The organism is Rhodopseudomonas parapalustris (assembly GCF_053772255.1).
In genome coordinates this window covers 68,703-94,469 of the sequence record NZ_JAMKBZ010000008.1, presented here as the reverse complement: position 1 = coordinate 94,469, position 25,767 = coordinate 68,703, and the positions used below count along the sequence as shown (strand labels likewise).

The window sequence follows — 25,767 nt, the reverse complement described above, 5'->3', positions numbered from 1 at the left end:
CGTTTGGTCGCCCGAGCGCACGCAGCCCGAGTCGGGCCAGCGCACGCGTCGCGCGCCAAGGTAGAGGGTCGCTCCCGGCCGTGCCAACGGTTTTTGCCACTGCCGAGGAGTTGCCCGCAGATTCGAAGGACAGATGGGGCGAGGGTCAGCGTAGCGGGATGATGAAGTCGGTGCCTTTTCCAGTCTCGCCAGTGGCGATGCCCTGATCGGACACGATCAAAGAGCTGCCGTTCGTCAGTGCTTCGGCGAACCGCTTCATCGCCTCCGGCGGAATCGTCAGCCGGTCGAGCGCTTCAGTCGGGCTGTTGGTCTGATGCGATGTCTTCGACTCTCCGGCCAACGCACTGTCGTGTCGACGAGATTTGCGCTGCACTTCAGGTTCCGCTTTAGCGAGCTTCGTCGGCAACGACACCACCGACCAGCGAACGCTCAGGTCCTTGTCGAGTTCGGCAGTGAAGACATGCGTTCCCAGCGGTCGGTCGTTGGCGGCGATGGTCACCGGCACGTCGAACAGAGGAGTCTGATTCTGCCGCACATAGAGCCTGCCGTCTTTGGCGCTGACGAAGGCGGCGATCTGTTGTTTCGGATTCGGTGACGGCAGCGCCGGAGCGGAGGCGGCATGATCGTCTTCAGTCGGGGCCTGCGACTGGTCTTTGTCTCCAGGAGCCGACAGAGTCTTGTCGTCGGTTGTCGCCGCGGCGGCCTTGGGCTGCTCGGCGGGCGGCGTGGTGTCCGTGGTCGCCTTGGCGTCGGCGGACTTGTTATCGACGGATTTGCTGTCGACTGGCTTGTCCTGCGCCTTGGTGGAATCCACCGTCGCGGTCGTTGCGGGAGCCGCAGCGTCGGTGGCTTCTGGGGCTTTGCTGGATGAGGCGTCGGTCAGCGTCACGGCCGCGGCTGCCGCATCCGCGGTGCGGACTGGAGCGGCCGCAGGCTTGTCGCCATCCAGTGCAATGCCACGCCGCAGCTCATCGGTCGGCAGCGCAGACTCCGCCGGTTTGCCGTTATCGGCCGCCTTGTCGGATTTGGTCGTGGTCGCAGGCTTGGGCGAATCCGACACCATCGGCTCGGGATCCGGAACCAGCTTCTTGGTGGCGAGCAGCGGATGAGAGAAGCTCACCGGCGTCGCGTCGCCGGGCGCGACGATCACGCGGGCGCCCATCCGGGTCCAGCCCCACATCTTCACCGCGAACGTCATCGGCATCCGGATGCAGCCATGCGATGCCGGGTAACCGGGGAGGGCACCGGCGTGAAGCGCGATGCCCGACCAGGTGATGCGCTGCATGTAGGGCATCGGGGCGCCGCTGTAGATGTTGGAGCGGTGGTATTTGCTCTTCTGGATGACGCTGAACACGCCCATCGGCGTCGAATGGCCGCGCATCCCGGTCGACACCGGCGCTTCGGCGAACAGACCGTTGGCGTCGTACACGCGCAGCTTCTGCTGTTCGATCGAGACCGCGATCACCACCGGCCCTTGCGGCTTGGCCGCCTGCTTCTGGATCTGCTTTTCGGCCTTGTGGTCGAGCTGCAGTCGCTTGCGCGGATGTTGGTGATGGCGCTTGGGCGCGGGCGGCGGCGCATCGTAGAGGGGAGCGTCGTAGATCGGCGCTTCATCCGCCCAGAACCACGCCGGCGATGCTTGCGCGGCCGGTGCCGCTGCGATCGCGGTGGCCATGATTCCTGCTGCGAAAGTTGCCTGAGACATCGTCAATCGCCCAGGTACCATCGACTTCCCGGTGCGTGAGTAACGATCGTCGGTGAAATCAGCTTGGCAGTGAATGACGCGCACGCAGGTGTTCCCCGAATCTTGCCACCAGGATTGTGGGTTAGTCTCTCTGGCGCCAGACGCGTTCACTTTCGTGGCGAACTGTCGCGCAATCTGTTCGACCGTAACAAAAAAGCTTCACCGAAGGTTAAACGCGGCATCGGGCAGGACTTGCACCTTCCCAACCGGCGATTTGCTCACCAAATGCACAGAACCGCTTCTATGGAGAATTCGATGAATCGGCGCACTTCTCAGTTTCGCCTCTCCCGCTTCAAATCCGGTGCTTTGGCGCTGTTCGCGCTCGCTGTGACGGGCGCGTCCACGGCCGCGCTGGCGTCGGATGAGCCGGACGTGATCTTCCGTCGCTCGACCGTGTTCAAGCTACTCAGCCCCAATGACAAGCTGGCGGTGTATGGCGTCGACGATCCTGAAGTGCAGGGCGTCGCCTGCCACTTCACCGTGCCGGAGCGCGGTGGCTTCAAGGGCTGGCTGGGCCTTGCCGAGGAAGTTTCGGACATTTCGCTGGCGTGCCGTCAGATCGGTCCGATCCACTTCAAGGCCAAGCTGGAGCAGGGCGAGGACATGTTCAGCAAGCGCCGTTCTGTGTTTTTCAAGAAAATGCAGATCGTGCGTGGCTGCGATCCGAAGCGCAACGTGCTCGTCTACATGGTGTACTCGGACAAGCTGATCGAGGGCTCGCCGAAGAACTCGACCTCGTCGGTGCCGGTCATGCCTTGGGGCGGTGACGGCTCGGTCGAGAAGTGCGGGGACTTCTTCAAGTAACCATCAGTGCGTCGGCGCTTCGGCTGCGGTGGGCAGCCAAGCGCCGATGTCGCCATTTGTCGCCGATATCGCCACTTGCCGGCGCGCCACCGCGGCGGTCAGGCTTTTCAGGCCGTCTCTCGCTCGGTCGACATCTGTTGCGGTGTTGCAGTTCGGGACGGCGCGCGGTAGCCGACGAGGCGCACCAGCCGCTGCGGGATGCACTGCGTGGCGGCATGTCCGAACGGCCCTTGCAGCGCCATCTCTCCCGACGTCGCCGCGCTTCTGTGGCCGTTGCGCAGCGGCTCCGCGTGCCGGGCATCAGGACGGGGGGAAGGACGCCGCTCCACACTGCGGTCGCTGCCAGTGCCATCGCCAAGCTGAATACTGGCCATTTTTGTTTCCTCCATCATCTGTTAACGCCGCGACGCCGGAATCGTTGCCGCACATCGTCGAGACGACGTGCGGTCCGAACCGAAGCGGGCTTTTCGTGACGCAGCCCGAACGAGCCGGCGCGGCGAGGGGCGAGATCCGTTAATTCTTGGATCTCCAACGTCCAGGTCTCTGCCACGGCCGCGGCCAATGTACCGCGATGATCTGCACCCGACGTCACAGCGCGGTTCAAAGCTGGATCAAGCCATGCTCCGCAGCTAATCATTTGTAGTGCCGATCCAATGAAATTACTAGCCTCGATAGCTCTTCGCAAAAAACTGGTAATAGAGGGTGGAGAAGCCCGCTAACCTTTGGAATGCTGAGCCATCAAGAGTGACGGTTGCGGTGCCCTACTAAGCGGTCGTTGATGACGCGGTGATGTCGCAGTTGTCCGCCTGCACGCTCCCGCCTCTGCGACTTTGGTCGAGGTTGGCGTCCGGCCGTTGAAGCAGTGCCGCTCTGAGATCGCGGCAATTTTCTCCGAATTGTTTCGTCGAAGGGGAAGCGACGAAACAATTCGGCACCGGGACGAAACCATTCGGATGCCTCGGCGCAGCGGTCTCGAAACAGAGCGTGGTTATCAACTGGTCAACGCGCGCAGTGGTGACGCCTGCCGATGGAACCGTTGGATGCAGAACCGGACGCCGCGCCCGTGCTGGCGACTGGCAGCGCGGTTCAGGCTTGGTTCGCCTGTCTGGGAAAGACGGTCATGAAGGGCGCTGAAGCGAACGATGGTGCTGGCCGGCGAGGCGGCGGCTTCGTCGGATGGAGTCGGTGAATTGGTGACGATGCTTCGGATGGCTGCGCTCGCGGTCGGCTTTGGGCTGATGATCGGCGGCCAGGCGCAGGCACAGAGTCGATTGTCCTTCGGTGTCCAGGATGCGCGGACGGAGTTCATCCGCCAATGCACCGCGCACATGACGGGGCGATGGGCTCATCCCGACGCGGTCTGCGGGTGCCTGCACGATCACGCCGCAGCCATGGTCCCCGACAGCGATCTTCGGCAGGCCTTGCTACGCGGCATCCGCGAGAGCGGCGTGCCGACCATCGACAACAATTGGGTCCCGCAGACCAAGCAGTCGCAGATCAATGCGACCTTCACGCTGATCGCCAAGCCCGCTCTGCAGTGCATGTTCGACCCGCTGGACTAGCGGACGCGCGCAGCCTCGACGAGAGCTGCGTCAGCGTCGCACCCGCTGGATGCACTTGCGTGTGGCCACCACGCCGTTGGCCGACAGCGTCGAGCCCGTCACTTCTTTGATCTGACCGTTGGGGCAGGAGCCGTCGTCGACCAGGATTTTCTGGCCAAGCCGTAGTCCGGTGATCTCTTGCTCGCGCGAAACCTGCTGCTGTGCGGCGGCCGGCGTTGCAACGGCAACCAGCAACGCGGTGCCGAGCGCGACGAGCGAGGTGCGCTTGAGTTGTGAACGGAACATCGGATCTCCTGAACAATATCGCGGCATGAGGGCATGATTCGATTGCAGGGCCAAACTGCATGGAAAATCGGGCGATCTGTGGTTTGATCCGCGCGCCGGTATCAGAGCAATCAACACAGGAGCGCCCATCCGTATGAGCGACAATGATCTTCAGCGCCGCATTCTCGATGCCGTCGATGCCGGCTTCGACGCCCAGCTCGCCACCACAAGCGATTTCGTTGCGATCCCGAGCACCCGCGGTGCCGAGGGACCGTGCCAGGACATGATGGCGGATCTGCTCCGGCAGCGCGGTTACGAAGTCGACGACTGGCACATCGAGCTCGACGATCTGAAGGATCTGCGCGGCTATGGGCCGATCGAGCACGACTTCTCCAAGGCGCGGACGGTGGTCGGCACCTATCGGCCGACGAACAATGCTGGTCGCTCGTTGATCCTGCAGGGCCATTGCGACGTCGTGCCGGCCGGGCCGCTGGAGATGTGGGATACCCCGCCGTTCTCGCCCGTGATCAAGGATGGCCGGATGTACGGCCGTGGCGCCTGCGACATGAAGTCCGGCACCATCGGCGCGCTGTATGCTTTGGATGCCATCAAGGCCGCAGGCCTGCGCCCCACAGGGCGGATTCACTTCCAGTCGGTGATCGAGGAGGAGAGCACCGGCGTCGGCGCGCTGTCGACGTTGCAGCGCGGTTACCGCGCCGATGCCTGCTTCATCCCGGAACCCACCAGCGGCAAGATGGTGCGATCTCAGGTCGGGGTGATCTGGTTTCGGTTGAAGGTGCGCGGCTATCCGGTGCACGTCGCCACCGCGGGCTCGGGCTCCAATGCGATCACGGCCGCCTATCACCTGATCGACGCACTCGGGAAGCTCGAGGAGGAGTGGAATCGGCGGGCGGCGAGCGATCCTCATTTCAAGACGCTGGAGCATCCGATCAACTTCAACCCCGGCATGATCAAGGGCGGCGACTGGGCGTCCAGCGTGCCGGCGTGGTGCGACGTCGACTGCCGGATCGCGATCCTGCCGGGCTGGTCGGTTGCCGATCATAAGGCTGAGATCATGGCCTGCGTCGCTGCGGCGGCGCGCAACCATCGCTTCCTGTCGAACAACCCGCCGCAGGTGGAGTGGTCCGGCTTTCTGTCCGAGGGGTACGAACTGAAGGACGCCGCCGAGCCGGAAGCTGCGTTCGGCAAGGCGTATCAGGCGGTCTACGGCGGCGAGGTGCAGGATCTGGTGTTCACCGCGCTCACCGACACGCGGTTCTACGGCCTCAACTACAACATCCCCAGCCTGTGCTTCGGTGCATCGGGCGAGGCGATGCACGGCTTCAACGAGTACATCGATCTGGAGTCGCTGCGGCAATCGACCAAGGCGACCGCGCTGTTCATCGCTGAATGGTGCGGCGTCGAGCCGGCCTGAGGCACAGCCTGCGCGCCACGTCGATGACCTGACAGGTCATTGCGCCGAGGCGGACCGGCAGGCATCGGTCCGCCGACAGATCCAACCGAGCGACGGTCGGCAGCCCGCGCCGCCGTCGCCACATTGGCGGGCGAGGGGGAGGGCGCAAGCATGACGCCACTGGACAAGATCAACTCGTTTCCGCTGCCGTTCGCGGCGCTGATGGGACTGCGCTTCACCGAAGCTGCTGCCGACCGGGTGGTCGCGACGCTGCTGGTGCGCGACGATCTCTGCACCGTCGGCGCCAGCATTCACGGCGGCGCCGTGATGGCGCTGGCCGACAGTGTCGGCGCCGCCGCCACCGTGATCAACCTGCCGGCCGAGGCCAAGGGCACAACGACGCTGGAGAGCAAGACCAACTTCATCGGTCCGGCGAAAGCCGGCTCCACCGTGATCGCCACCGCGACACCGGTGCATCGCGGTCGTCGGACCCAGGTGTGGCAGACACGAATCGAGACCGAGGACGGCAAGCTGGTCGCTGTGGTGACCCAAACTCAAATGGTATTATAATATTCTATCGCGCCTCCGTAAGACTACGGGGGTGCGGCGCAAAACCGCTCCCGGAGCACCATCCGCGTCGCCTCGCGCTTTCTTAAACGCCGTAATTTAGATAGGTTTTGCAAAAGTTCGAAGGCTCGCTGCCGTTCTTTGCTAGGCGTCGCCTGCGAATGGGTCTTGAATATTATTGTGCAATGCACAATATGACTTCTGTCTAGGGAAGACGAACGCCTCCTTGAGGGTCGCCCCGAGAGGAGAGAATACTTATGCACGACGCTCTCATCGCCGACCTTACCGGCTCCAAAGGGACGATTCGATCCCTGATCAATCAAGAGCTGCCGCTGCTTCGGGATCACCTGTTGCGTCTCGATGCCGAAAGCCGGCGTGATCGTTTCAACGGCTTCGCCGACGAAGGCTTCATCGATCGTTACGCCAAGAAGTGCGGCGGCGATGGCACCATCATCATCGCGTTCTTTGCGGAAGACGGCTCCGTGCACGCGGCCGCCGAGCTGCATCAGCCCGATCTGCACATCGACTCGCTTCCCGAGATCGCCTTCAGCGTGGAAAGTCATCTGCGCCGCAAAGGCATCGGCAGCATTCTGTTCAAGCAATTGATGCAGGTTGCGCGATCGCTCGGTTACGAGAAACTGCGGATCACGACCGGCGCTCAAAATCAGGCGATGCGCGCGCTCGCAAACAAGTTCGGCGCGCACCTGACGTTCCGCCAGGGCGAGTCCACCGGTACGATCGACCTCGAACAGCAGGCTGCTGAGACCGCGACGGTGCCGCGCCAGATTGCCATTTCGGGCGGCGCGGCGAATGCGCTCGTCGCTTTCAATCAGGCGTGCTGGAATCTGTTTCTGAGGATGTCGGGCTTCAACCGCGCAGCCTGACGCTCCGAGCATTGCAAACAACAACGCCGCGTGCTGAAGCGCCGCGGCGTTTTCTTTTGAGATGGTGTCTGATGCGCCCGAGCGGGCGAGGGCGGCAGAAGTGCTCAGATCCGCTTGTCGTTGCCGACGATCCGGCGCGATACCCGGCGCTCGACCACGACGGAACGTTGAAAGCCCTGTTCGCCGGTAATCACTCGCGACGTCCGCGCCGAGGCGCGCGCAGACTTCCGAACCTCCTTCTGCACGGCTTCGATCGGCATCCCCATCAGAGACGCGGCAATCTCAGCCTGCGAGTCGAGGTCGTCGGTAATGCCGGTCGCCGCGAAAATCGCTTCTTCAAGAGTCGGCGGGTCGCGTCGGACGCGCCGCACGCCGTATTTCGTGTTCCAATCTTCGCTCATCGACTGCCTCAGGTTGAGATGGCTTACCTAGTGGAGCCGATGTTGCATTGCAATATTGAATATCGGCGGGATGGAACAACCTTGGTCGAAGGTGGCCCGCCACCGCTTGCTGTAGATCAAACAGGTTGTGGATCATGGCAGCCCTGCGCCGAGACGCAGAGCTGCCGCACCGGTCAAGCTTTGAAAATCGTCAGTCCGAGAATCAACAGCACCAAGAAGATCACCACGAAGATGTAGAACAAGATCCGCGCGATATCGGCTGACGCCGCAGAAATTCCGGTGAACCCGAAGAGGCCGGCGATGATCGAAACTACCAGAAAGATCAGCGCCCACTTTAAGATCGTCATATCGTTCATCCTTGGCTGAGACTGAGGCTTGAACGGTGCGCAAACGCAATGGTTCCGCGATGGGCCCGAGCGGGCCCGAAGGGCTGCCCCGGCCTCGAAGCGGCGGGCGGCGATGCCGATCCTGACGGTTGCGGCAAGTCGGTTTTCGCCCGACGCCGGCATCCTCCACAGTCCTTTGTCGGGCCTGGTCAGTTTCAACCTGCGTGGGGATTGGGTAGATTGCGGCCGATCGAGGCCGCGTGCAGCGGCCAGTGGCGGCCCGCTGGGGCCGGCGCCACGAATGCTTGGGGATGAATGATGAGGACGAGATCGTGGGCCGCCGGCGGATCGGCAGTCCTGCTCGCGCTGTCACTTGGGGGCGCGATCACCTCCGCACTCGCGCAGTCGGCCGACTTGGTCCTGTGCGATCGGATCGCCGCAGATCCGGCGGATCCCGATAAGCCTTCCGATGTCAAAGGTGTTGTCCAGATCGCGCCCGGAGACGTCGCGACCGCGCTGAAGTACTGCCGGATTGCCGCCGCCGGATCGCGTCGCGCGATGTACGCACTCGGCCGTGCCTATGCGGCCGGCGGTCAGACTGCCGAGGCGATCGCAGCCTACCGCAGGGCTGCCGACAAGGGCAGCAGCTCGGCGATGGTCGAGTTGGGTGTGGCCTATGCCACCGGCGCCGGCGTGCCCAAGGACGACGCCAAGGCGCGTCAACTCTTGGAGCGTGCCGCGGCGGCGGGCAATCCGCGCGGCATCAGCAATCTGGCCGCACTCGGCGGTGGCGTATCGTCCGACCCCGTCAAAACCCGAGCCTTGCTTGCCAAGGGCGCAGAGAGTAACGCCGAGGCGCAATACCAGCTCGGCCTGATGCTGGCCGACGGCGTTGGCGGTTCGAAGGACGACGTTGGCGCGCGGGCCTTGTTCGAAAAGGCGGCGGGGCAGGGCCATCCCGGCGCGTTGATGCAGATGGGCGCCTTTGCACAGGCCGGGCGCGGGGGCCCGAAGGACAGCGATGCCGCAAAGGCGTACTACGAAAAGGCCGCCGCGCTCGGCAGCGCCGAAGCCAAGGCGGCGCTGAAGCGGAGCGATTGCCCCTATGTGCTCAAGGACAAGCGCGGAAATTTGGTGACAAACCTATGCTTCTAGGCAATCGGCGCGACCACGTCTGATCAGACTTCAACCGAATCGAACCAAACTCGACCACGTTCCTGGAGCGTCGGCGCCGCGCGCCCTCCGATCCAGGTCAAGCACAGGGCGCAGCCGTTATGGAACAGACGCGGGACCGAAATCGAGTGCTGGCCGACGGATACTTCGGTGCCCTGTATCGACTCCCGACAGCGCCGCGGCGGCTGCCGCGCCGCGTCGACAGCAGTTCCGTCGACGTGGCCCAGGGGTAGGCAATGAGCCAGCAGAGAAAGGGCCTCGGCGTCCTGGTCAGTGCCATCGGCGTCGTTTACGGCGACATCGGAACCAGCCCGCTCTACGCAATGAAGGAGACCTTCGCCGGTCACCATCCGATTCCGGTGGCGCCGGATAACATCTTCGGCGTGCTGTCGCTGGTGTTCTGGACCGTGATGCTGCTGGTCACGGTGAAGTACGTCATCGTCATCATGCGCGCCGATAACCACGGTGAGGGCGGCAGCTTGGCGCTGTTGGCGCTGGTGACCGAACTGACGCGCGGTCGCCGCGTGCACTATCCGCTGATGATGCTGGGCGTGATCGCTGCGGCGCTGTTCTACGGCGACAGCATGATCACGCCGGCGATTTCGGTGCTCAGCGCCGTCGAAGGCCTCGAGGTGGTGACGCCTGATCTGAAGGCCTATGTGGTGCCGATCACGGCGGTAGTGTTGACGATCCTGTTCTGGATTCAGTCACGCGGCACGGGGCTGGTCGGCCGATTGTTCGGACCGGTGATGTGCATATGGTTCGTGACGCTCGCCGCGCTCGGTATCGTCAATATCGTGCATGCGCCCGAGGTGCTCGAAGCGATCAGCCCGACTTATGCGATCGAATTCGTGATCCGCCATCCGCTGATGAGCTTCTATGCGCTCGGTTCGGTGGTGCTGGCGGTCACCGGCGGCGAGGCGCTGTACACCGACATGGGTCATTTCGGCAAATTTCCGATCCGGCTCGCCTGGTTCGGTTTAGTTCTGCCGGCGCTGCTGCTGAACTATTTCGGCCAGGGTGCGCTGCTGATCCATGATCCGGCGGCGATCCAGAACCCGTTCTTCCGGCTTGGTCCGGAATGGATGGTGGTGCCGATGGTGGCGCTCGCCACGATGGCCACGGTGATCGCCTCACAGGCGGTGATCTCCGGCGCCTACTCGGTGGCGCGGCAGGCGATCCAGCTCGGCCTGCTGCCCCGGATGACGATCGTCCACACCTCGGGCGAAGAGGCCGGTCAGATCTACGTACCGTTCACCAACTGGACGCTGTATCTGGCCGTGATGGCGCTGGTGATCGGATTCCAGTCGTCGAGCAATCTCGCTGCGGCTTACGGCATCGCCGTCACCGGCACGATGATGATCGATACGATCCTGGTGTCGTTTGTCGCGGTGCTGCTGTGGCGCTGGCATTGGGGCCTCGTCGCCGTCGTGGTCGGCACCCTGCTGCTATTGGATTTCGCTTACTTCTCCGCCAACATCATCAAGGTCGCGCAAGGCGGCTGGTTCCCGCTGTTCATCGGCTTCATTTCCTTCACCGTGCTGACGACCTGGCGGCGCGGTCGCGCCCTGGTGCGCAAGCAATTGAAAAAGCAGGCGGTGCCGCTCGACGTGGTGCTGCGCGCGCTCGGGCCGAACGTGTCGCGCGCTCGCGGCACCGCGGTGTTCCTGACCGCCGCCACCGACGGCGTGCCGCCGGCGCTGCTGCACAATCTCAAGCACAACCAGACGGTCCATCAGCGCGTCATTCTGACCACGGTCTCGACTGCAGAAACGCCCTACGTGCCCGACGCAGAGCGCGTGCATATGACCGACATCGGCGACGGCTTCCATCGCCTGATCATCCGCTATGGCTTCATGCAGACTCCCGACGTGCCGGCGGCGCTCGCGCTGTGCAAGCAGTTCGGGCACGAGTTCAACATGATGTCGACGTCGTTCTTCCTCAGCCGCGAGACCTATGTGCCGAGTCTGAATCCGGGCATGGCGCTATGGCGCGAGCGCCTGTTCACGTTCATGACGCTGAACGCGACGCGGGCAACGACGTTCTTCAAGATCCCGACCGATCGCGTCGTCGAACTCGGTACTCAGCTCGAAATCTAAGCTGAGCCGTTCACGCGAGGCCGAGAGAAAAGGCCAGCGTACCGACGATGGCGTGCGAGACGATCAGCGGCCAGATGTTCAGGGTTCGCCAATACACGAAGCCCCACACCACGCCGAGCAGGAAGGTGTTGAGCAGCAGTGCCGGGTCGCCGTAGCAAAGGTGGATCAGCGAGAACAGCACGGCCGAGTAAAGGATGTAGGCCCAGCCGCCGTGCCGCATCCGGTCGGTGATCAGTTTGGGAATCGAGCGGCACACCACCTCCTGGCATGGACTCGATACCAGGACGTAGAACGGCGCGAAGCTGAGCCAAGCCGGCGGCTGGGCGTCGAAGCTGAACAACCGTGTCTGCAGCAGCATGATCGCGGAAATCAGGCTGGTGACCGCGATCGCTTCGAGCCAGTGCCGCCATTGATGCGGCCGGCCGAAGCCCAGCTCCTGAAACGAAAAACCGGCCCACAGGCACAGCCCGACGCACAGCGCCGACACCGCGATCAGCGCGCCCATGCGGTATTCGAACGGCAGTAATCCGAACTGGATCGCAAGCCCCGGTCCGGCCAGCAGAAGGGTCAGGCCTGCGATCGGGGCGAAGCGAACAGCGGGATGTGGCGGTACTGCGGGGCCGAGCGGCGCAGGTGCTTGTCGCAAATTCGTCATAGGACCCATAATCGGGCATTGGCCGACGGGTTCCAGTACGGGCTGCTCCGAGGGTCAGCGGCGAACGCCGGCGCCGACACTGATGCTCCCACCGAGTTTGACGCAGGTCGAACCGCCTTCGAGCTGGACGAAGCCGGGGCCGAAGGCCGAGCACGGATTACGCCCTGATCCAGGCGCTGGCGTCCGAGGCGCCGGCGCGGCGGTTTCGCTCAGCGCCTTCGGGACCGCGGACTTGCGCGGTTCCGCGCCGGCCGAAACCGGGAGCAGGACGGTGAGGGCGATCAGCATCCATTTCATCGGTGCTGCTGTAACGCCTTGCCGACCATCTGACTAGCCGCGCCCGCTGTGGAGCCGGCTGGGCTTGCCCAAAACCCGCCGCATTCGCAACGCCGTGCTGGGCCGTGGACGGATCAGGGCTGCGGCAGCCAGCGCGCTTGACGGCGCCGGGTACGTCCGGTTTGACGATATCGCCGCGGCGGCGATCAGCCGCGTGCGGTTCGGGGCAAGGGACGGGGATTTCGATGAGGACAATCATGGTACTTGCCGCGCTGCTCGTGTCGAGCGCGGCGCTGGCGCAGAGCAACGCACCGGCCGCAAATCAGGCGCCGACTGCGGGGAATGGGACGCCGATGGTCGGTGATCAGCCGCTTGTGCAGATCAAGCCGAAGGGGCACAAGGCTGCCAAGCACACGGCGGCGGCGAAGCCTTCGGTCGCCGACCAGATGAAGGCCTGCCTCGAGATCGAGGACGCCACCAAGGAACGGCTCGATTGCTTCGATGCGATTTATCCGCCGAAGCCGAAGGCGACCAAGGCCGGAGCGAAAGCGAAGCCGGCGAAGCCGGCGAAGGCTGCGGCGGATTGTCGCCTCCTCAAGGAGGAGGACGAGCGGCTTGCCTGCTACAACGGCTTTGCCGGCACCGCACCGGCCGCTGCCCCGAAGACCTGATCGGGTCCGTCGGGCTCAGCCGTTGAGACCGGTCTGCGCGCTCTCCGGATAGCGCGCGCCGACCGCCGTGCCCGGCGGCAGCGCGTCGCGGATCGCGGAGAGATCCTGCGCGCTCAGCGTGACCTCGGCGGCGCCGAGGTGTTCGTCCAGCGTCGCGATCCGCCGCGTGCGGGGGATCGGAATGATGCGGTTGCTCTGGTGCAGCAGCCACGCGATCGCGAGCTGCGCCGGTGCGCAGCCCTTGGCGGCCGCGAGCCGCTTGATGGTGCCGACCATCTGCTCGATCGATTTGGCGTTGGATGATGTCGTGCCGACGACACGGCGCGCATTGCATTGGCGCAAAAGCAGCGCCGCGCAGGAGCTGGTCAGTAGTTACCGTGGTCGTGGGCTCAGACCGCGGTCGCCCCTGTAGCTAGCAGAGAGCAGCGCTGGCAGCACGAGGGTTCGGTTTCTCCGTCCGCCCACGCACAGCCGCCCCCGGCTCGTTTGGCGACGTACAGCGCGCGGTCGACGCGCTCGAGCAATTGGGCGGTTTTGACTTCGGCAAGCGCCGCGTGGCTGACGGCAATGCCGGCGCTGGCACCGATACACACCGGCAAGTTCGACAGCAGGAACGGCATCGATAGGGCGAGCACCGCTTCGTGCGCCAGGGACTGGGCTTCGTCGCGGCCGTGTTCGGCGCTGGAGACCGGCTTCAGCAGCATGAATTCGTCGCCGCCGAACCGGGCGGCGAAGCCGTCTTCGCCGACGCAGGCGGTGAGCCGCTCGGCGACCTGACGGAGCAGATCGTCGCCGGTATGGTGGCCATGACGGTCGTTGATCGGCTTGAAGCCGTCGAGATCGATCGCGACCACCGCGAAGTTACCCGCCATGCTCGATAGCGCCTGCAGGAACCCAGCGCGGTTCGGCAGGTCGGTAAGGAAGTCGTGCGTGGCCTGTCGTGCCAGCCGGTGTTTGGCCTCGAGGCGTTCCGTGAAGGCGGCGCTGAGATGCTTCGAGGCTTCGCGCAGCGTTAGCCAGAACAGCACCAGCATGCCGGCGCCGATCTTGTAAGCGAGTTCGGGACGCATCAACCCGGCGATCATGGTGGGTATCAGCAGAGCCGCTGCAGCAGTGAGGATGATCCACGGGCGGATCGCGGCGCGCGACACCATGCCGACGCAGTACGACATCGACAGGCCGAATGCGATCCACGCGCCGGGGGCATCGCCGAGCTGCAGCGCACGGAACGACAGCGCACCGAGCGCTAGGCTGAAGGCGGTGGCGCCGGCACCGTACAGACGTTCCCAGCGTACCACGTCGGCGTCGGTGAAATGCGCGGCGCGCGCTTTGTAGCGCATCAACGAGAAGACCCGCGCGGTCGCGGTGACCAGGATGAAACACGTAATCACCGCATAGCCAGGATCGTCGCCGAGCAGGGTGAGTGCCAACGCGCCCGTCACCGACGTCACGCCGATTGCCATCACCTGCGGCAGCGAGGTGTAGAGCAGATCGACCAGCTCGCGGCGAATCCGCGGGTCCGGATGCAGATATTTGGACAACACCGTCAGTGGCATGGTTCGCAATATCGGTGCCAGTTCCTAATAACCGGTGGCAACAGCTTGCGACATTCGGTAACCCGATCTCACTATCGTTAACGAGTCGTCAATGACGGCTGAGCGGAGTTACTTCGCAGATCACACCGGCGGCCAATTCCGAAGTGCCATGTGGGCAAGCTTGCGAAGCTGGTCGCGCGCGGCGCCGCTCGCCGCCTGGACCGCCATGCCCTGCAGGATCGCCGAGACGTAGCGGGCGAGATCGCCCGCGTCGGAGCCGGCCGGCAGATCGCCTTCGCCGATCGCCCGGCTCAGGCGGTCTCGCAGGTCCTCTTCGGTCTTGGCGCGCCGCGCCGCGAGTTCCTGCTTGATAGTCTCTGCGGCGTCGCCGCAGCACAGCGCGCCCTGAACGGCGAGGCAGCCGGGATTGCTCGGGTCGGACATCGCGTCCGCGGCGCCGTACAGGATATGCTCGACGACTTCGCGCGCGGTCGGCTTCTGCAGCCCGGCTCGATAGTAGCTGCCCGGTCCATCGACGTAGCGATCCAGCGCTTTGCGGAACAGCTCTTCCTTGTTGCCGAACGCGGCGTAGAGGCTCGGCTTGGTGATGCCCATCGCCTCGGTGAGGTCGGTCATCGACGTGCCTTCGTATCCCTTGCGCCAGAACACATGCAAAGCGAGGTCGAGCGCCGCATCGACGTCGAATTCGCGGGGGCGTCCCAGGGCCATGGCTGGATCTCCAGAGATTTCTACCAAGCGGTAGATAAGTCTCTTGACAGTAGATGTCGATGGTCCATCTATACCGGACGGTACGGATGTGTGCGCTGCAGCGTGTGGAACCGACTTCGTTTTCACCCGGACTGCAGAGAGAGATACTGAGATCGCTCGGCTTTTTGCAAGCCCGGCGGATACGGATGGGGTTCCTATGGCCATTGGTTTCACTCGGAAGTTCGCATTTGGCGGCGCGATCGCCGTGGTGGCGGTGGGTGTCGGCGGCGGCGCGCTGCTGTTGAACCAGACGCCCGGCTCGGCGGCTCAGGCGCAGACCGCGGGGTCGCCGCCGGCCGTCACCGCTTCGGTTGCCACGGTCGAAGCCAAGGCGACCACGCCTTCGGAAGAGTTTTCCGGGCGACTGGAAGCGATCGAACGGGTCGAAATCCGCTCGCGGGTGGCCGGTGCCGTGCAGGAGATCCAGTTCAGGGAAGGCGCCCTGGTGTCCAAGGGCGACCTCTTGGTTCGGATCGATCCGTCGCTGTACGCCGCCGAGGTCGATCGCGCCCAGGCGCAGTTGTCGGCAGCCCGCGCGCGCGTCGTCTTCACCAAAGCGGATGTCGAGCGCAGCCAGCAGCTCTCCAGCTCCAGCATCACCCAGCGCGAAGTCGACAACCGCCTCAACGCCTATCGCGAGGCCGAAGCGAACCTCAAATCCGCCGAAGCGGCGCTGAAGACCGCCGAGCTGAACCTCAGCTACACCGAAATCCGCGCCCCGGTGTCCGGCCGCGTCGGTAAGGTAGAGATCACCGTCGGCAATCTGATCGCCGCCGGCCCGAGTTCGCCTCTGCTGACGACGCTGGTGTCCGTCAACCCGATCTATGCCAGCTTCAATGCCGACGAGCAGGTGGTGACCCGCGCGCTGAGAACGCTCGCCGACGAGAATACTCCGGGCGCGATCGAGCGCATTCCGGTCGAGATGACGACGGTCGCGGGCGGGGCGCCGGTGAAGGGCAAAATGCAGTTCATCGACAACCAGGTCGATCCGCGCTCGGGCACGGTGCGGGTGCGCGCGGTGTTCGACAATGCCGACGGCCGGCTGATGCCGGGCCAGTTTGCGCGGCTGTCGATGGGGCAGCCGAAGGCCGAACCGGCACTGCTGGTTAGTGAGCGCGCAGTTGGGACCGATCAGAACAAGAAGTTCGTGATGGTGGTCGATTCCGAGAACCACGCCGAATACCGCGAAGTGAAGCTGGGAGCCTCGGTCGACGGCCTTCGCGTGGTGGCCTCCGGCCTCAAGGCGGGTGAACGCATCGTCGTCAACGGCCTGCAGAGGGTGCGTCCCGGCGTCACCATCAAGCCCGAGACAGTGGCGATGGACGCTGCCGCCTCCAGCAAGACGATCGCGCAGAACTAACGATCGCGGCTCCGCCGCAAGGCGGGGCCGAACCTCATTGTTTCAACCGACAGTCCCGCGGCAGACGTTCGTCCGCCGCGCAGGGATGATTGCGCTTCGCGCGCGAGCGAACCGGCGGAACACAGCCATGAATTTTTCCAAGTTCTTCATCGATCGCCCGATCTTCGCAGGCGTGCTGTCGGCGGTGATCTTCCTCGCCGGCCTGTTGTCGGTGCCGGTCTTGCCGATCTCGGAATATCCGGAGGTCGCGCCGCCGACCATCGTCGTGTCGGCGCAATATCCCGGCGCCAATCCGAAGGTGATCGCCGAGACCGTGTCGACCCCGATCGAGGAGCAGATCAACGGTGTCGAGAACATGCTCTATATGAGCAGCCAGGCGACCACCGACGGTAAGATGACGCTCAACGTCACCTTCCGCCTCGGGACCGACCCGGACAAGGCGCAGCAACTGGTGCAGAACCGCGTCTCGCAGGCCGAACCGCGGCTGCCGGCGGAAGTGCGTGCGCTCGGCATCACCACCATCAAAAGTGCGCCCGACCTGACCATGGTGGTGCATCTGATGTCGCCGAACGACCGCTACGACATGACGTACTTGCGCAACTACGCGGTGCTCAACGTGAAGGATCGGCTGGCGCGGATTCCCGGTGTCGGTCAGGTGCAGTTGTTCGGTTCGGGCGATTATTCGATGCGGGTCTGGCTCGATCCGCAGAAGGTCGCCGAGCGCGGCCTGTCGCCGGCCGACGTGGTGCGCGAGATCCGCGCCCAGAACGTCCAGGCCGCCGCCGGGCAGGTCGGCAGTTCGCCAGGCGAGCCGGGGCTCGATCTGCAGCTCTCGGTCAATGCACAGGGACGACTGCAGACCGAAGAGGAATTCGGCGACATCATCGTCAAGAACGGCGACCACGGCGAAGTGGTGCGGCTGCGCGACATCGCGCGGATCGAACTCGGCGCCGCCGACTACGCGCTGCGCTCGCTGCTCAACAACAAGTCCGCAGTGGCGATCCCGATCTTCCAGTCGCCGGGCTCCAACGCGATCCAGATCTCCGACAACGTCCGTGCGACGATGAAGGAGCTGAAGCAGAACATGCCGGACGGCGTATCCTACGACATCGTCTACGACCCGACCCAGTTCGTCCGCGCCTCGATCGAAGCGGTGATCCACACGCTGCTCGAAGCGATCGCTCTGGTGGTGCTGGTGGTGATCCTGTTCCTACAGACCTGGCGGGCCTCGATCATCCCGCTGATCGCGGTGCCGGTGTCGGTGGTCGGCACTTTCGCGGTAATGCACGTCTTCGGATTTTCGATCAACGCGCTGACCTTGTTCGGCCTGGTGCTGGCGATCGGCATCGTGGTCGACGACGCCATCGTCGTGGTCGAGAATGTCGAGCGCAACATCGAACGCGGCCTCGGCCCGAAGGAGGCGGCCTATCAGGCGATGCGGGAGGTGACCGGGCCGATCATCGCGATCGCGCTTGTGCTGGTCGCGGTGTTCGTCCCGCTCGCCTTCATCACCGGGCTCACCGGGCAGTTCTACAAGCAGTTCGCCCTGACGGTGGCGATCTCGACCGTGATTTCCGCCTTCAACTCGCTGACGCTGTCACCGGCGCTGGCCGCGCTGCTGCTCAAGGGGCATGACGCGCCGAAGGACGCGTTGACGAAAGCGATGGACAAGACGCTCGGCTGGTTCTTCGTGCGCTTCAACCGCTTCTTCACCCGCAGTTCCGAGGCCTATGGCGGCGGCGTCAAGCGCGTGGTATCGCGCCGCGCGGTCGGCATGGGGCTGTATCTGCTGCTGGTCGGAGCCACTTTCTATCTGTTCCACGCGGTGCCGGGCGGCTTCGTGCCCGGGCAGGACAAGCAGTATCTGGTCGGCTTTGCGCAGCTTCCGGACGGCGCCACGCTGGACCGCACCGAGGAGGTGATCCGCCGGATGGGCGAGATCGCCCAGCAGGAGCCGGGGGTCGAGAACTCGATCCAGTTTCCCGGCCTGTCGATCAACGGTTTCACCAACTCGTCGAATTCGGGCATCGTCTTCATCGGCCTGAAGTCGTTCGACGAGCGCAAGGACAAGTCGCTCAGCGGCAATGCCATTGCGATGTCGCTGAACAAGAAGTTCGCCGGCATCCAGGATGCGTTCATCGCGATGTTCCCGCCGCCACCGGTGGCGGGGCTCGGCACCATCGGTGGCTTCAAGCTGCAGATCGAGGATCGCGCGGGGCTCGGCTACGAGGCGCTCAACGATGCCACCAAGGCGTTCGTTGCCAAGGCGAGCGCGCAGAAAGAGTTGGCCGGGCTGTTCACCAGCTACCAGATCAACGTGCCGCAGCTCTACGCCGACGTCGATCGCACCAAGGCGCGTCAGCTCAACGTGCCGGTGACGTCGATCTTCGAAACCATGCAGATCTATCTCGGCTCACTCTACGTCAACGACTTCAACAAGTTCGGCCGCACCTATTCGGTGCGGGTGCAGGCCGACGCCAAGTTCAGGGCGAGGGCGGACGACATCGGCCAGCTCAAGGTGCGTTCCGACTCCGGCGAGATGATCCCGCTGTCGACATTGCTCCGGGTCAAGGAGAGCGCCGGGCCGGAGCGCGCGATGCGCTACAACGGCTTCCTCACGGCCGATATCAGCGGCGGCGCGGCGCCGGGCTTTTCGACCGGGCAGGCGCAGGCCGCGATCGACCGCGTCGCCAAGGAGACGCTGCCGAAGGGCACGTCGTATGAATGGACCGAGTTGACCTACCAGGAGATCATCGCCGGCAACTCCTCCATGATCGTGTTTCCCGTGGCGCTGCTGCTGGTGTTTCTGGTGCTCGCCGCGCAGTACGAGAGCCTGACGCTGCCGCTGTCGATCATCATGATCGTGCCGATGGGGCTGCTGGCGGCGATGTTCGGCGTCTGGGTCAGCAAGGGCGACAACAACGTCTTCACCCAAATCGGGTTGATCGTTCTGGTCGGCCTGTCGGCCAAGAACGCCATCCTGATCGTCGAGTTCGCGCGAGAACTGGAGTTCGCAGGGCGCAAGCCGATCCAGGCGGCGATCGAGGCCAGCCGGCTGCGGCTGCGGCCGATCCTGATGACCTCGATGGCGTTCATCATGGGCGTGGTGCCGCTGGTGACCTCGACCGGTGCCGGCTCGGAGATGCGGCACGCGATGGGCGTCGCCGTGTTCGCCGGCATGATCGGCGTCACCGCATTCGGCATCTTCTTCACGCCGATGTTCTATGTGCTGCTCCGTGCGCTCACCGGCAATCGGCCGCTCACGCAGCACGGCGAGGGGACAGTCGATGACGACTCGCCGCTGGCGCCGGCGTCGCACGAGCCGGAGCGGAGGCCGGCCGTCCGATCGCACCCGTGATGTGCCCCGGCTCATCGCGCTCCGGTCAGTTCGGACCGGCGCACGTAGCGACGTAACAAAGTCGTCAGTCACGACGCTATTGAAAGAGGTCTCCTCTCCGGGGTATGCCAGTCAGTGACAAATCGACACACCGCGAAGAATCGCGGGATTGACTGACTCGAAGCCGCCTGCATCCAACCTGCGGCAACCCGGCCGCGTTCCGCGACGAGCTTCGGACGCAAGCGGCGAGCCGAAGTTCGGAGCCGACGCGGGCGCGACAAGCTGACGATCCAAACGGAAACGCCGCCAAGCGCGCTGGTTTCATGAACATTCTCGATCCCAAAGGACCGGTTGCGTTCGGAAACTCGACGATCCTGATCGATTCCGTCGTGATCATGCTCGCGATCGTGGTGCCGACGATCATTGCGATCCTGGCCTTCGCGTTCTGGTTTCGCGCTTCCAATCCACGCGCGAAATATCGGCCGGAGTTCACATATTCGGGAAAGATCGAACTCGTCGTGTGGTCGATCCCGACGCTGACCATCATTCTACTCGGCGGTGTCACCTGGATTGGCGCGCACCGGCTAGATCCCGCCGCACCGGTCGAAGGAATCGGAAGTCCCGTGCGGATCCAAGTCGTGTCGATGGACTGGAAATGGCTGTTCATCTACCCGGATCAGGGGATTGCCACGGTCAACTCGCTGACCGTGCCGGTCGGCGCATCGCTGAAGTTCGAATTGACGTCGGCGAGCGTGATGAATGCGTTCTTCATCCCCCAGCTCGGCAGCATGATCTACACCATGAACGGCATGGTGACCCGGCTCAATCTGCGGGCCGACAGCGAAGGCGAGTTGCGCGGGCTGTCGTCACATTTCAGCGGCGACGGTTTTCCCGACATGATGTTTCCGGTGCATGTGGTGTCGCCGATCGCGTTTTCCGAATGGGCCGCCAAGACCGCTTCGACCGACCAAGAGCTGAACGCTGATAGTTACAAGAAGCTGATGAAGCAGGCGCCGGTGAGCGGTTCGCTGAGTTATCGGCTGGTCGATCCGCTGCTGTTTGAGGCCATCAGCACGCAACGGATTCCGCCGCAGCCGGGACCGCATCCGACCACGGATGGCGCACAATCGTACATCGAAGCGAATTCGGGAGCCAACGCGATATGCTCGGCAAGCTCGACTGGTCGGCCATTCCGATCGATCAGCCAATTCCGCTGATTGCAGCCGCCATCGTGATGGTGGCGATCGTCGCCGTCCTGCTGTGGGCAGGTCTCAAGGGCTATTTCCCCTATCTCTGGCGAGAATGGATCACCAGCGTCGATCACAAGCGGATCGGCGTGATGTACATGCTGCTGGCGATGGTGATGCTGCTGCGTGGCGGCACCGACGCGATCATGATGCGCGCTCAGCAGGCGATCGCCTACCAATCGCCGGGTTATCTGCCGCCCGAGCATTACAATCAGATCTTCTCCGCGCACGGCACGATCATGATCTTCTTCGTGGCGATGCCGTTCGTGATCGGGCTGATGAATCTGGTGGTTCCGCTGCAGCTCGGGGTGCGAGACGTGGCGTTTCCGACGCTCAATTCGGTCGGCTTCTGGCTGACCGCCAGTGGAGCGCTGCTGGTCAACATCTCGCTGGTGGTCGGTGAATTCGCCCGCACCGGCTGGCTGCCGTTTCCACCGCTGTCCGAGCTCAGCTATTCGCCCGGAGTCGGCGTCGACTATTACGCCTGGGCGCTGCAGATCTCCGGCATCGGCACGCTGGTGGCGGGGATCAACCTCGTCACCACCGTGCTCAAGCTGCGGACGCGCGGCATGACGTATTTGCGGATGCCGATGTTCTGCTGGACGACGCTCGCGTCCTGCCTGCTGATCGTCGCCGCGTTTCCGATCCTCACCGCTACGTTGGCGATGCTGCTGCTCGACCGCTATCTCGGCTTTCATTTTTTCACCAACGAAGCCGGTGGCAACATGATGATGTTCATGAACCTGATCTGGGCCTGGGGGCATCCGGAGGTTTACATCTTGGTGCTGCCGGCATTCGGGGTGTTTTCGGAAGTGGTGTCGACCTTCTCCGGCAAACCGCTGTTCGGCTATCGATCGATGGTGCTCGCGACGATGGCGATCTGCATCATCTCGTTCATGGTGTGGCTGCACCATTTCTTCACGATGGGGGCGGGAGCGACCGTCAACGCGGTGTTCGGCATCGCAAGCATGATTATCGCGGTGCCGACCGGGGTGAAGATCTTCAACTGGCTGTTCACGATGTATGGCGGTCGGATCAGGTTCGCGACGCCGATGCTGTGGGCGATCGGCTTCATGGTGACATTCATCATCGGCGGACTGACCGGCGTGCTGGTGGCGGTGCCGCCGGCGGACTTCCAGCTCCACAACAGCCTGTTCCTGGTTGCGCACTTCCACAATGTCATCATCGGCGGCGTGCTGTTCGGCGCTTTCGCAGGCTACACCTACTGGTTCCCGAAGGCGTTCGGCTTCCGCCTGCACGAAGGACTCGGCAAGGCAGCGTTCTGGTTCACGCTGGTCGGGTTCTTCGTCACCTTCATGCCGCTTTACGTGGCCGGGCTACTCGGCATGACCCGCCGTCTGCAGCACTACGACGTCGCGGCCTGGCACCCGTGGATGATCGTGGCGGGTATCGGCACTGCGATCATGACGACTGCCGTGGTGCTGCAGATCGTGCAGTTCGCGGTCAGCATCCGGCGCCGCGACGAGCTGCGTGACCATACCGGAGATCCCTGGGACGGACGCTCGCTGGAGTGGGCAACGTCGTCGCCGCCGCCGGTGTTCAATTTCGCGATCGATCCGGACGTGACCGGCGAAGACGCGTACTGGGTGAGCAAGCAGAAGGCGAGGGAACACGGCCTCGAAACGTTCCACCACGACTACCGCGACATCGAAATGCCGTGCAATTCCCCGACAGGGTTTGTCTGCGCGTTCTTCGCCACAGTGATGGGCTTCGCCTTGATCTGGCACATCTGGTGGATGGTGGTGCTTGGATTGATAGGCGCGTTCGCCACCTTCGTGGTGTTCGCCTGGCGCGACCGAGACGAATACGTCATCCCGGCCGCGGAGGTCGCGCGGATCGACGGCGCCAACATCGCCGAACGCCGAGCCGCGCTGGCGGCGGCGGGCCGCGCGTCATGACCGAAGCGACGTTGTCACACGGCCAGAGCGACCCGCACCAATTGCGTGGGCTGGAAACCGTCGGCGCCAGTCACGAGGGGCCGGCCCCGAAGCGGATCGTCGTCGGCTACGGCTTCTGGATATTCCTGTTGTCCGACATCGTGATGTTCGCGTGCTTCTTCGCGAGCTACGCGGTCCTGTCCGGCGCGACGGCGGGCGGGCCGGGCGGTGCGCAACTGTTCGATCTCCGCAACGTCGCGGTTGAAACCGGGTGTCTGCTGCTGTCGAGCTTCACCTGCGGGCTGGCGAGCGTCGCCGCCGCGGTGCGCAGCCAGCGTTGGTTCCAGCTCGCGATGGCGGTGACCGGATTGCTGGGTGTTACTTTCCTCGGCCTGGAGCTGCGCGAGTTCGCCGGCTTGGTTGGGCAGGGCGCGGGGCCGACCCGCAGCGCCTTTCTGTCGGCGTTCTTCACCCTGGTGGGATGCCATGGGCTTCATGTCACGGTAGGCGTGCTGTGGCTGCTCACGATGATGGCGCAGGTCTTTGCCAAGGGCTTTCGTGACGACATCTGCCGACGGCTGCTGTGTTTCTCGCTGTTCTGGCACGCGCTCGACATCATCTGGGTGGCGATCTTCTCGATGGTCTATCTGCTCGGGAGCGCAACATGAGCGAGAAGCGGATCGTCAACGATGCCGAGCCTTACGACGTTGCCCCCGGCGACGAGGAGGACGTCCGCATCGGCCCGCGACTGCTGGGCTATGCGGTCGGGCTCGGGCTGTCGGTGCTGCTGACTGCGACGTCGTTCTTCATCGCTGGCACCGATCTGGTCTGGCAGCCCAGCATTCCGGTGGCCATCACGGTGCTGGCGATCGCGCAGATGGGTGTGCAACTGGTGTTCTTCCTCCACATCACCACCGGACCGGACAACACCAACAACGTGATGGCGCTCGCTTTCGGCGTCTTGGTCGTGCTGCTGGTGGTCGGTGGCTCGATCTGGATCATGGGCCATCTCAACCACAACATGATGCCGGTCGAACACATCATGCGCTCCGGCGGGTGACGCAGTCGCCGCCAAACCTGTGGTGCGCTGGCGGCCGCGACGGTCCGATCTGACCCGCGCGACACAATGCCGCCCGATCGCTCGCTGATCGGCGTGGTGCGCGCGCAATCGGCAAGGCATGGTCGCGCCGGCGAGTTCGCTGCGGGGCTGCGATCCCACGCTGCGGGCGCATCGATACGGGGAGAGTTGGATGTCCATGCTCAAGCGCACTTTGATCCTGCTCGGTCAGACCGCGTCGTCGGTCTCGGCACGCCGCTACGCATTCCAACTGGCCCAACGGACCGGCACGGAGCTGGCTGGACTCGCCGGGCTCGATCCTTCGGCGATCGAAGCACCGATCCTCGGCGGCATCGGAATCTCGGCCTATCAGGCGAGGCTGGAGGATGAATTGAAGCGCCAGGCGGAGGAGGCGCAGCAGAGCTTGCGCGAGATTTTCGAGCGTGAATGCCGTGACCGCGGCCTTCCGTTCGCGTGGCTGGCGTTCGAAGGCGATCCGATCGACGCTTTCCAGCTCGCCAGCGAGACCCGGGATCTGGTGATTGCCGGCCACGACACCGGCTATGCGGGCGATCTCAACGAGCCGCTGTCGGAGGTTCTCGCCAAATTGCTGCTGAGGACGCCGCGGCCGATGATCGTCTGCCCCGACGAACTGCCGGAAGGCGAGGACGTCCTAGTCACTTATGACGGCAGCATCGCGGCGATGCGTGCGCTGCAGATGTTCGTGCTGCTTGGCCTCGGTGCCGGACAGCGGATCGTCGTCGCGGCGATCGATCGAAGCGAAGAGACGGCCGAGCGCAACTGCGCGGCCGCGGCATCGTATTTGCGCAGCCACGGTTATCAGTCGGAGTCACATCCGCTTTCGTCGGGCGTCGACCCGTCGGAGGCGATCCGGATCGCGGTGGCCGATCGAAAAATCGGCACCCTGGTGATGGGCGCATACGGACGTCGCGGATTTCGCGAGGCGCTGTTCGGTTCGACCACGGACGAACTCGTTGCGAGTCCGCCGTGCTCGCTGTTTCTGTATCACTGACGCTCGTCTCGACGACAGGCCGGCGGCTCGTCGATACGCCGCGATCACAGAGCGCTGACGATCTGCGCGATGCTCTGCCAGGTGCGGTCGTGCAGCTTGCGGGTCTGTTCGAAGATCGCTTTGATCGATTTCAGCGCCTTGTCGCTGGAGGTCGAAAACGTTCCCCGCCGGACGTGTTCGGATGCGATACGTCCGAGGACTTCGTCCAGCTCTCGCTTGGTTTTTTCGACCGCTGCGCTGGATTCCAGCTTTAGCTTTTCAAACGCGTCTTCGAGCGCTGTCTTGCGATCGGTCGTCTCCGGCGCTTGATGCGCGTTGGAGAGGTTGCCCAGTCGTGCCAGCAAGAACGAGCGGATTTCGTGGTGCGCCTTGCTCCATTCGTTCGACAGCCACGCCACGGTGACGTCAGCGACGTCCGGCGGAATCGAATGTCGCGAGGACAGCGCATCGAGCCGCTCAGCAAACACGGTTCGGATCGACAACAGCTCGGCCACCGCGCGATGTGCCGCGATGCGGTCGTCGCCTTCCAGATGAGTGGCCCAGCCGTGAAGCGAGGAGGCGAGCATGTCGATCTCGTCCCGCTTGTCCTTGATCCAGGCGACCGGCTCGGATTGGCTGACGCTAGCCTCCATGCTCTCTCACCTCCGACTGATCAGGGCCGGCGGAGAGAGGGGCCGCGCTGTGCGATCCAG

26 protein-coding genes are annotated in these 25,767 nt (G+C 64.0%); 15 read left to right on the top strand and 11 right to left on the bottom strand.

The annotated features are described in order from the left end of the window. Window positions 1-145: 145 nt before the first annotated feature. Window positions 146-1,789 carry a L,D-transpeptidase gene (locus M9H71_RS09610; RefSeq protein WP_455404810.1) on the bottom strand — a complete coding sequence of 548 codons (1,644 nt, stop codon included), beginning with the start codon at window positions 1,787-1,789 and terminating at the stop codon, window positions 146-148. A 210-nt stretch (window positions 1,790-1,999) separates the two neighbouring features. Here M9H71_RS09610 and M9H71_RS09605 point away from each other — a divergent pair, with 210 nt between their 5' ends. Continuing rightward, window positions 2,000-2,548: a CreA family protein gene (locus M9H71_RS09605; RefSeq protein ID WP_455404809.1), complete on the top strand. Its 549-nt coding sequence runs from the start codon at window positions 2,000-2,002 to the stop codon at window positions 2,546-2,548. Between the two features lie 107 nt (window positions 2,549-2,655). Here M9H71_RS09605 and M9H71_RS09600 read toward each other — a convergent pair whose 3' ends face one another. Beyond that, complete coding sequence (locus M9H71_RS09600) at window positions 2,656-2,940, bottom strand: hypothetical protein (protein WP_455404808.1); 285 nt, start codon at window positions 2,938-2,940, stop codon at window positions 2,656-2,658. 750 nt (window positions 2,941-3,690) lie between these two features. On the opposite strand from M9H71_RS09600, the gene M9H71_RS09595 reads away from it, so the two are divergent. Next, complete coding sequence (locus M9H71_RS09595) at window positions 3,691-4,110, top strand: hypothetical protein (protein ID WP_455404807.1); 420 nt, start codon at window positions 3,691-3,693, stop codon at window positions 4,108-4,110. Between the two features lie 30 nt (window positions 4,111-4,140). Here the strand turns inward: M9H71_RS09595 and M9H71_RS09590 are convergent, their stop codons facing one another. Continuing rightward, window positions 4,141-4,395, bottom strand: coding sequence for a DUF6719 family protein (locus M9H71_RS09590; protein WP_455404806.1), 255 nt, complete (start codon window positions 4,393-4,395; stop codon window positions 4,141-4,143). A 133-nt stretch (window positions 4,396-4,528) separates the two neighbouring features. Between M9H71_RS09590 and M9H71_RS09585 the strand changes: the two genes are divergently transcribed. The 3 genes from M9H71_RS09585 (at window position 4,529) to M9H71_RS09575 (ending at window position 7,239) form a co-directional block, all read left to right on the top strand. After that, a complete protein-coding gene (locus M9H71_RS09585) occupies window positions 4,529-5,809 on the top strand; it encodes an ArgE/DapE family deacylase (protein ID WP_455404805.1) in 1,281 nt (426 codons plus the stop codon). A 150-nt stretch (window positions 5,810-5,959) separates the two neighbouring features. After that, window positions 5,960-6,358 (top strand): PaaI family thioesterase, encoded by a 399-nt coding sequence (locus M9H71_RS09580; protein ID WP_455404804.1) that lies wholly within the window; start codon window positions 5,960-5,962, stop codon window positions 6,356-6,358. 254 nt (window positions 6,359-6,612) lie between these two features. Further along, window positions 6,613-7,239: a GNAT family N-acetyltransferase gene (locus M9H71_RS09575; RefSeq protein WP_455404803.1), complete on the top strand. Its 627-nt coding sequence runs from the start codon at window positions 6,613-6,615 to the stop codon at window positions 7,237-7,239. Window positions 7,240-7,343: 104 nt separating this feature from the next. Here M9H71_RS09575 and M9H71_RS09570 read toward each other — a convergent pair whose 3' ends face one another. Together M9H71_RS09570 and M9H71_RS09565 are read right to left on the bottom strand one after the other, a co-directional pair. Continuing rightward, window positions 7,344-7,640, bottom strand: a complete 297-nt coding sequence (locus tag M9H71_RS09570) for a hypothetical protein (protein WP_455404802.1) — start codon at window positions 7,638-7,640, stop codon at window positions 7,344-7,346. 173 nt (window positions 7,641-7,813) lie between these two features. After that, entirely contained in the window at window positions 7,814-7,987 is a 174-nt protein-coding gene (locus M9H71_RS09565) for a DUF1328 domain-containing protein (RefSeq protein ID WP_455404801.1), read from the bottom strand. A gap of 297 nt (window positions 7,988-8,284) precedes the next feature. Between M9H71_RS09565 and M9H71_RS09560 the strand changes: the two genes are divergently transcribed. Beyond that, complete coding sequence (locus tag M9H71_RS09560) at window positions 8,285-9,121, top strand: tetratricopeptide repeat protein (protein ID WP_455404800.1); 837 nt, start codon at window positions 8,285-8,287, stop codon at window positions 9,119-9,121. 254 nt (window positions 9,122-9,375) lie between these two features. Beyond that, window positions 9,376-11,238, top strand: coding sequence for a potassium transporter Kup (locus M9H71_RS09555; RefSeq protein ID WP_455404799.1), 1,863 nt, complete (start codon window positions 9,376-9,378; stop codon window positions 11,236-11,238). 10 nt (window positions 11,239-11,248) lie between these two features. Here M9H71_RS09555 and M9H71_RS09550 read toward each other — a convergent pair whose 3' ends face one another. Both M9H71_RS09550 and M9H71_RS09545 read right to left on the bottom strand, forming a co-directional pair. Then, on the bottom strand, window positions 11,249-11,902 hold the full coding sequence (locus M9H71_RS09550; RefSeq protein WP_455404798.1) for a CPBP family intramembrane glutamic endopeptidase: 654 nt from the start codon (window positions 11,900-11,902) through the stop codon (window positions 11,249-11,251). Window positions 11,903-11,947: 45 nt separating this feature from the next. After that, window positions 11,948-12,181, bottom strand: a complete 234-nt coding sequence (locus M9H71_RS09545; RefSeq protein ID WP_455404797.1) for a hypothetical protein — start codon at window positions 12,179-12,181, stop codon at window positions 11,948-11,950. Between the two features lie 233 nt (window positions 12,182-12,414). Here M9H71_RS09545 and M9H71_RS09540 point away from each other — a divergent pair, with 233 nt between their 5' ends. Continuing rightward, window positions 12,415-12,840: a hypothetical protein gene (locus tag M9H71_RS09540; protein ID WP_455404796.1), complete on the top strand. Its 426-nt coding sequence runs from the start codon at window positions 12,415-12,417 to the stop codon at window positions 12,838-12,840. Window positions 12,841-12,855: 15 nt separating this feature from the next. On the opposite strand, the gene M9H71_RS09535 is transcribed toward M9H71_RS09540, so the two are convergent. The 3 genes from M9H71_RS09535 to M9H71_RS09525 all read right to left on the bottom strand — a co-directional run bounded on the left by M9H71_RS09535 (window position 12,856) and on the right by M9H71_RS09525 (window position 15,104). Next, complete coding sequence (locus tag M9H71_RS09535) at window positions 12,856-13,116, bottom strand: aldo/keto reductase (RefSeq protein ID WP_455404795.1); 261 nt, start codon at window positions 13,114-13,116, stop codon at window positions 12,856-12,858. A 113-nt stretch (window positions 13,117-13,229) separates the two neighbouring features. Next, window positions 13,230-14,396: a diguanylate cyclase domain-containing protein gene (locus M9H71_RS09530; RefSeq protein WP_455404794.1), complete on the bottom strand. Its 1,167-nt coding sequence runs from the start codon at window positions 14,394-14,396 to the stop codon at window positions 13,230-13,232. A 120-nt stretch (window positions 14,397-14,516) separates the two neighbouring features. Next, entirely contained in the window at window positions 14,517-15,104 is a 588-nt protein-coding gene (locus M9H71_RS09525) for a TetR/AcrR family transcriptional regulator (protein WP_455404793.1), read from the bottom strand. A gap of 196 nt (window positions 15,105-15,300) precedes the next feature. On the opposite strand from M9H71_RS09525, the gene M9H71_RS09520 reads away from it, so the two are divergent. The 7 genes from M9H71_RS09520 (at window position 15,301) to M9H71_RS09490 (ending at window position 25,075) form a co-directional block, all read left to right on the top strand. Further along, window positions 15,301-16,503, top strand: coding sequence for an efflux RND transporter periplasmic adaptor subunit (locus tag M9H71_RS09520; protein ID WP_455404792.1), 1,203 nt, complete (start codon window positions 15,301-15,303; stop codon window positions 16,501-16,503). Between the two features lie 127 nt (window positions 16,504-16,630). Beyond that, a complete protein-coding gene (locus M9H71_RS09515; RefSeq protein WP_455404791.1) occupies window positions 16,631-19,861 on the top strand; it encodes an efflux RND transporter permease subunit in 3,231 nt (1,076 codons plus the stop codon). Between the two features lie 302 nt (window positions 19,862-20,163). Beyond that, window positions 20,164-21,057 (top strand): cytochrome ubiquinol oxidase subunit II, encoded by an 894-nt coding sequence (locus tag M9H71_RS09510; protein ID WP_455404790.1) that lies wholly within the window; start codon window positions 20,164-20,166, stop codon window positions 21,055-21,057. Then, window positions 21,003-23,006 (top strand): cytochrome o ubiquinol oxidase subunit I, encoded by a 2,004-nt coding sequence (cyoB, locus tag M9H71_RS09505; RefSeq protein ID WP_455404789.1) that lies wholly within the window; start codon window positions 21,003-21,005, stop codon window positions 23,004-23,006. Before M9H71_RS09510 ends, cyoB begins: the two co-directional genes overlap by 55 nt. Next, window positions 23,003-23,653 carry a cytochrome (ubi)quinol oxidase subunit III gene (locus tag M9H71_RS09500; RefSeq protein WP_455404788.1) on the top strand — a complete coding sequence of 217 codons (651 nt, stop codon included), beginning with the start codon at window positions 23,003-23,005 and terminating at the stop codon, window positions 23,651-23,653. Before cyoB ends, M9H71_RS09500 begins: the two co-directional genes overlap by 4 nt. Further along, window positions 23,650-24,045 (top strand): cytochrome o ubiquinol oxidase subunit IV, encoded by a 396-nt coding sequence (gene cyoD / locus M9H71_RS09495; protein ID WP_455404787.1) that lies wholly within the window; start codon window positions 23,650-23,652, stop codon window positions 24,043-24,045. Before M9H71_RS09500 ends, cyoD begins: the two co-directional genes overlap by 4 nt. A 190-nt stretch (window positions 24,046-24,235) precedes the next feature. Next, a complete protein-coding gene (locus M9H71_RS09490) occupies window positions 24,236-25,075 on the top strand; it encodes a universal stress protein (RefSeq protein WP_455404786.1) in 840 nt (279 codons plus the stop codon). Window positions 25,076-25,119: 44 nt separating this feature from the next. Here the strand turns inward: M9H71_RS09490 and M9H71_RS09485 are convergent, their stop codons facing one another. After that, on the bottom strand, window positions 25,120-25,707 hold the full coding sequence (locus M9H71_RS09485) for a hypothetical protein (RefSeq protein WP_455404785.1): 588 nt from the start codon (window positions 25,705-25,707) through the stop codon (window positions 25,120-25,122). Window positions 25,708-25,767: the final 60 nt, after the last annotated feature.

Coding starts and splice junctions, on each gene's coding strand:
- M9H71_RS09545 (WP_455404797.1), bottom strand. CDS start 12,181: ATGCTGATCGCCCTCACCGTCCTGCTCCCGGTTTCGGCCGGCGCGGAA.
- M9H71_RS09605 (WP_455404809.1), top strand. CDS start 2,000: ATGAATCGGCGCACTTCTCAGTTTCGCCTCTCCCGCTTCAAATCCGGT.
- M9H71_RS09525 (WP_455404793.1), bottom strand. CDS start 15,104: ATGGCCCTGGGACGCCCCCGCGAATTCGACGTCGATGCGGCGCTCGAC.
- cyoB (WP_455404789.1), top strand. CDS start 21,003: ATGCTCGGCAAGCTCGACTGGTCGGCCATTCCGATCGATCAGCCAATT.
- M9H71_RS09515 (WP_455404791.1), top strand. CDS start 16,631: ATGAATTTTTCCAAGTTCTTCATCGATCGCCCGATCTTCGCAGGCGTG.
- M9H71_RS09500 (WP_455404788.1), top strand. CDS start 23,003: ATGACCGAAGCGACGTTGTCACACGGCCAGAGCGACCCGCACCAATTG.
- M9H71_RS09580 (WP_455404804.1), top strand. CDS start 5,960: ATGACGCCACTGGACAAGATCAACTCGTTTCCGCTGCCGTTCGCGGCG.
- M9H71_RS09530 (WP_455404794.1), bottom strand. CDS start 14,396: ATGCCACTGACGGTGTTGTCCAAATATCTGCATCCGGACCCGCGGATT.
- M9H71_RS09585 (WP_455404805.1), top strand. CDS start 4,529: ATGAGCGACAATGATCTTCAGCGCCGCATTCTCGATGCCGTCGATGCC.
- M9H71_RS09575 (WP_455404803.1), top strand. CDS start 6,613: ATGCACGACGCTCTCATCGCCGACCTTACCGGCTCCAAAGGGACGATT.
- cyoD (WP_455404787.1), top strand. CDS start 23,650: ATGAGCGAGAAGCGGATCGTCAACGATGCCGAGCCTTACGACGTTGCC.
- M9H71_RS09535 (WP_455404795.1), bottom strand. CDS start 13,116: ATGGTCGGCACCATCAAGCGGCTCGCGGCCGCCAAGGGCTGCGCACCG.
- M9H71_RS09510 (WP_455404790.1), top strand. CDS start 20,164: ATGAACATTCTCGATCCCAAAGGACCGGTTGCGTTCGGAAACTCGACG.
- M9H71_RS09600 (WP_455404808.1), bottom strand. CDS start 2,940: ATGATGGAGGAAACAAAAATGGCCAGTATTCAGCTTGGCGATGGCACT.
- M9H71_RS09540 (WP_455404796.1), top strand. CDS start 12,415: ATGAGGACAATCATGGTACTTGCCGCGCTGCTCGTGTCGAGCGCGGCG.
- M9H71_RS09565 (WP_455404801.1), bottom strand. CDS start 7,987: ATGACGATCTTAAAGTGGGCGCTGATCTTTCTGGTAGTTTCGATCATC.
- M9H71_RS09490 (WP_455404786.1), top strand. CDS start 24,236: ATGTCCATGCTCAAGCGCACTTTGATCCTGCTCGGTCAGACCGCGTCG.
- M9H71_RS09570 (WP_455404802.1), bottom strand. CDS start 7,640: ATGAGCGAAGATTGGAACACGAAATACGGCGTGCGGCGCGTCCGACGC.
- M9H71_RS09590 (WP_455404806.1), bottom strand. CDS start 4,395: ATGTTCCGTTCACAACTCAAGCGCACCTCGCTCGTCGCGCTCGGCACC.
- M9H71_RS09555 (WP_455404799.1), top strand. CDS start 9,376: ATGAGCCAGCAGAGAAAGGGCCTCGGCGTCCTGGTCAGTGCCATCGGC.
- M9H71_RS09485 (WP_455404785.1), bottom strand. CDS start 25,707: ATGGAGGCTAGCGTCAGCCAATCCGAGCCGGTCGCCTGGATCAAGGAC.
- M9H71_RS09595 (WP_455404807.1), top strand. CDS start 3,691: ATGGTGCTGGCCGGCGAGGCGGCGGCTTCGTCGGATGGAGTCGGTGAA.
- M9H71_RS09550 (WP_455404798.1), bottom strand. CDS start 11,902: ATGGGTCCTATGACGAATTTGCGACAAGCACCTGCGCCGCTCGGCCCC.
- M9H71_RS09560 (WP_455404800.1), top strand. CDS start 8,285: ATGAGGACGAGATCGTGGGCCGCCGGCGGATCGGCAGTCCTGCTCGCG.
- M9H71_RS09520 (WP_455404792.1), top strand. CDS start 15,301: ATGGCCATTGGTTTCACTCGGAAGTTCGCATTTGGCGGCGCGATCGCC.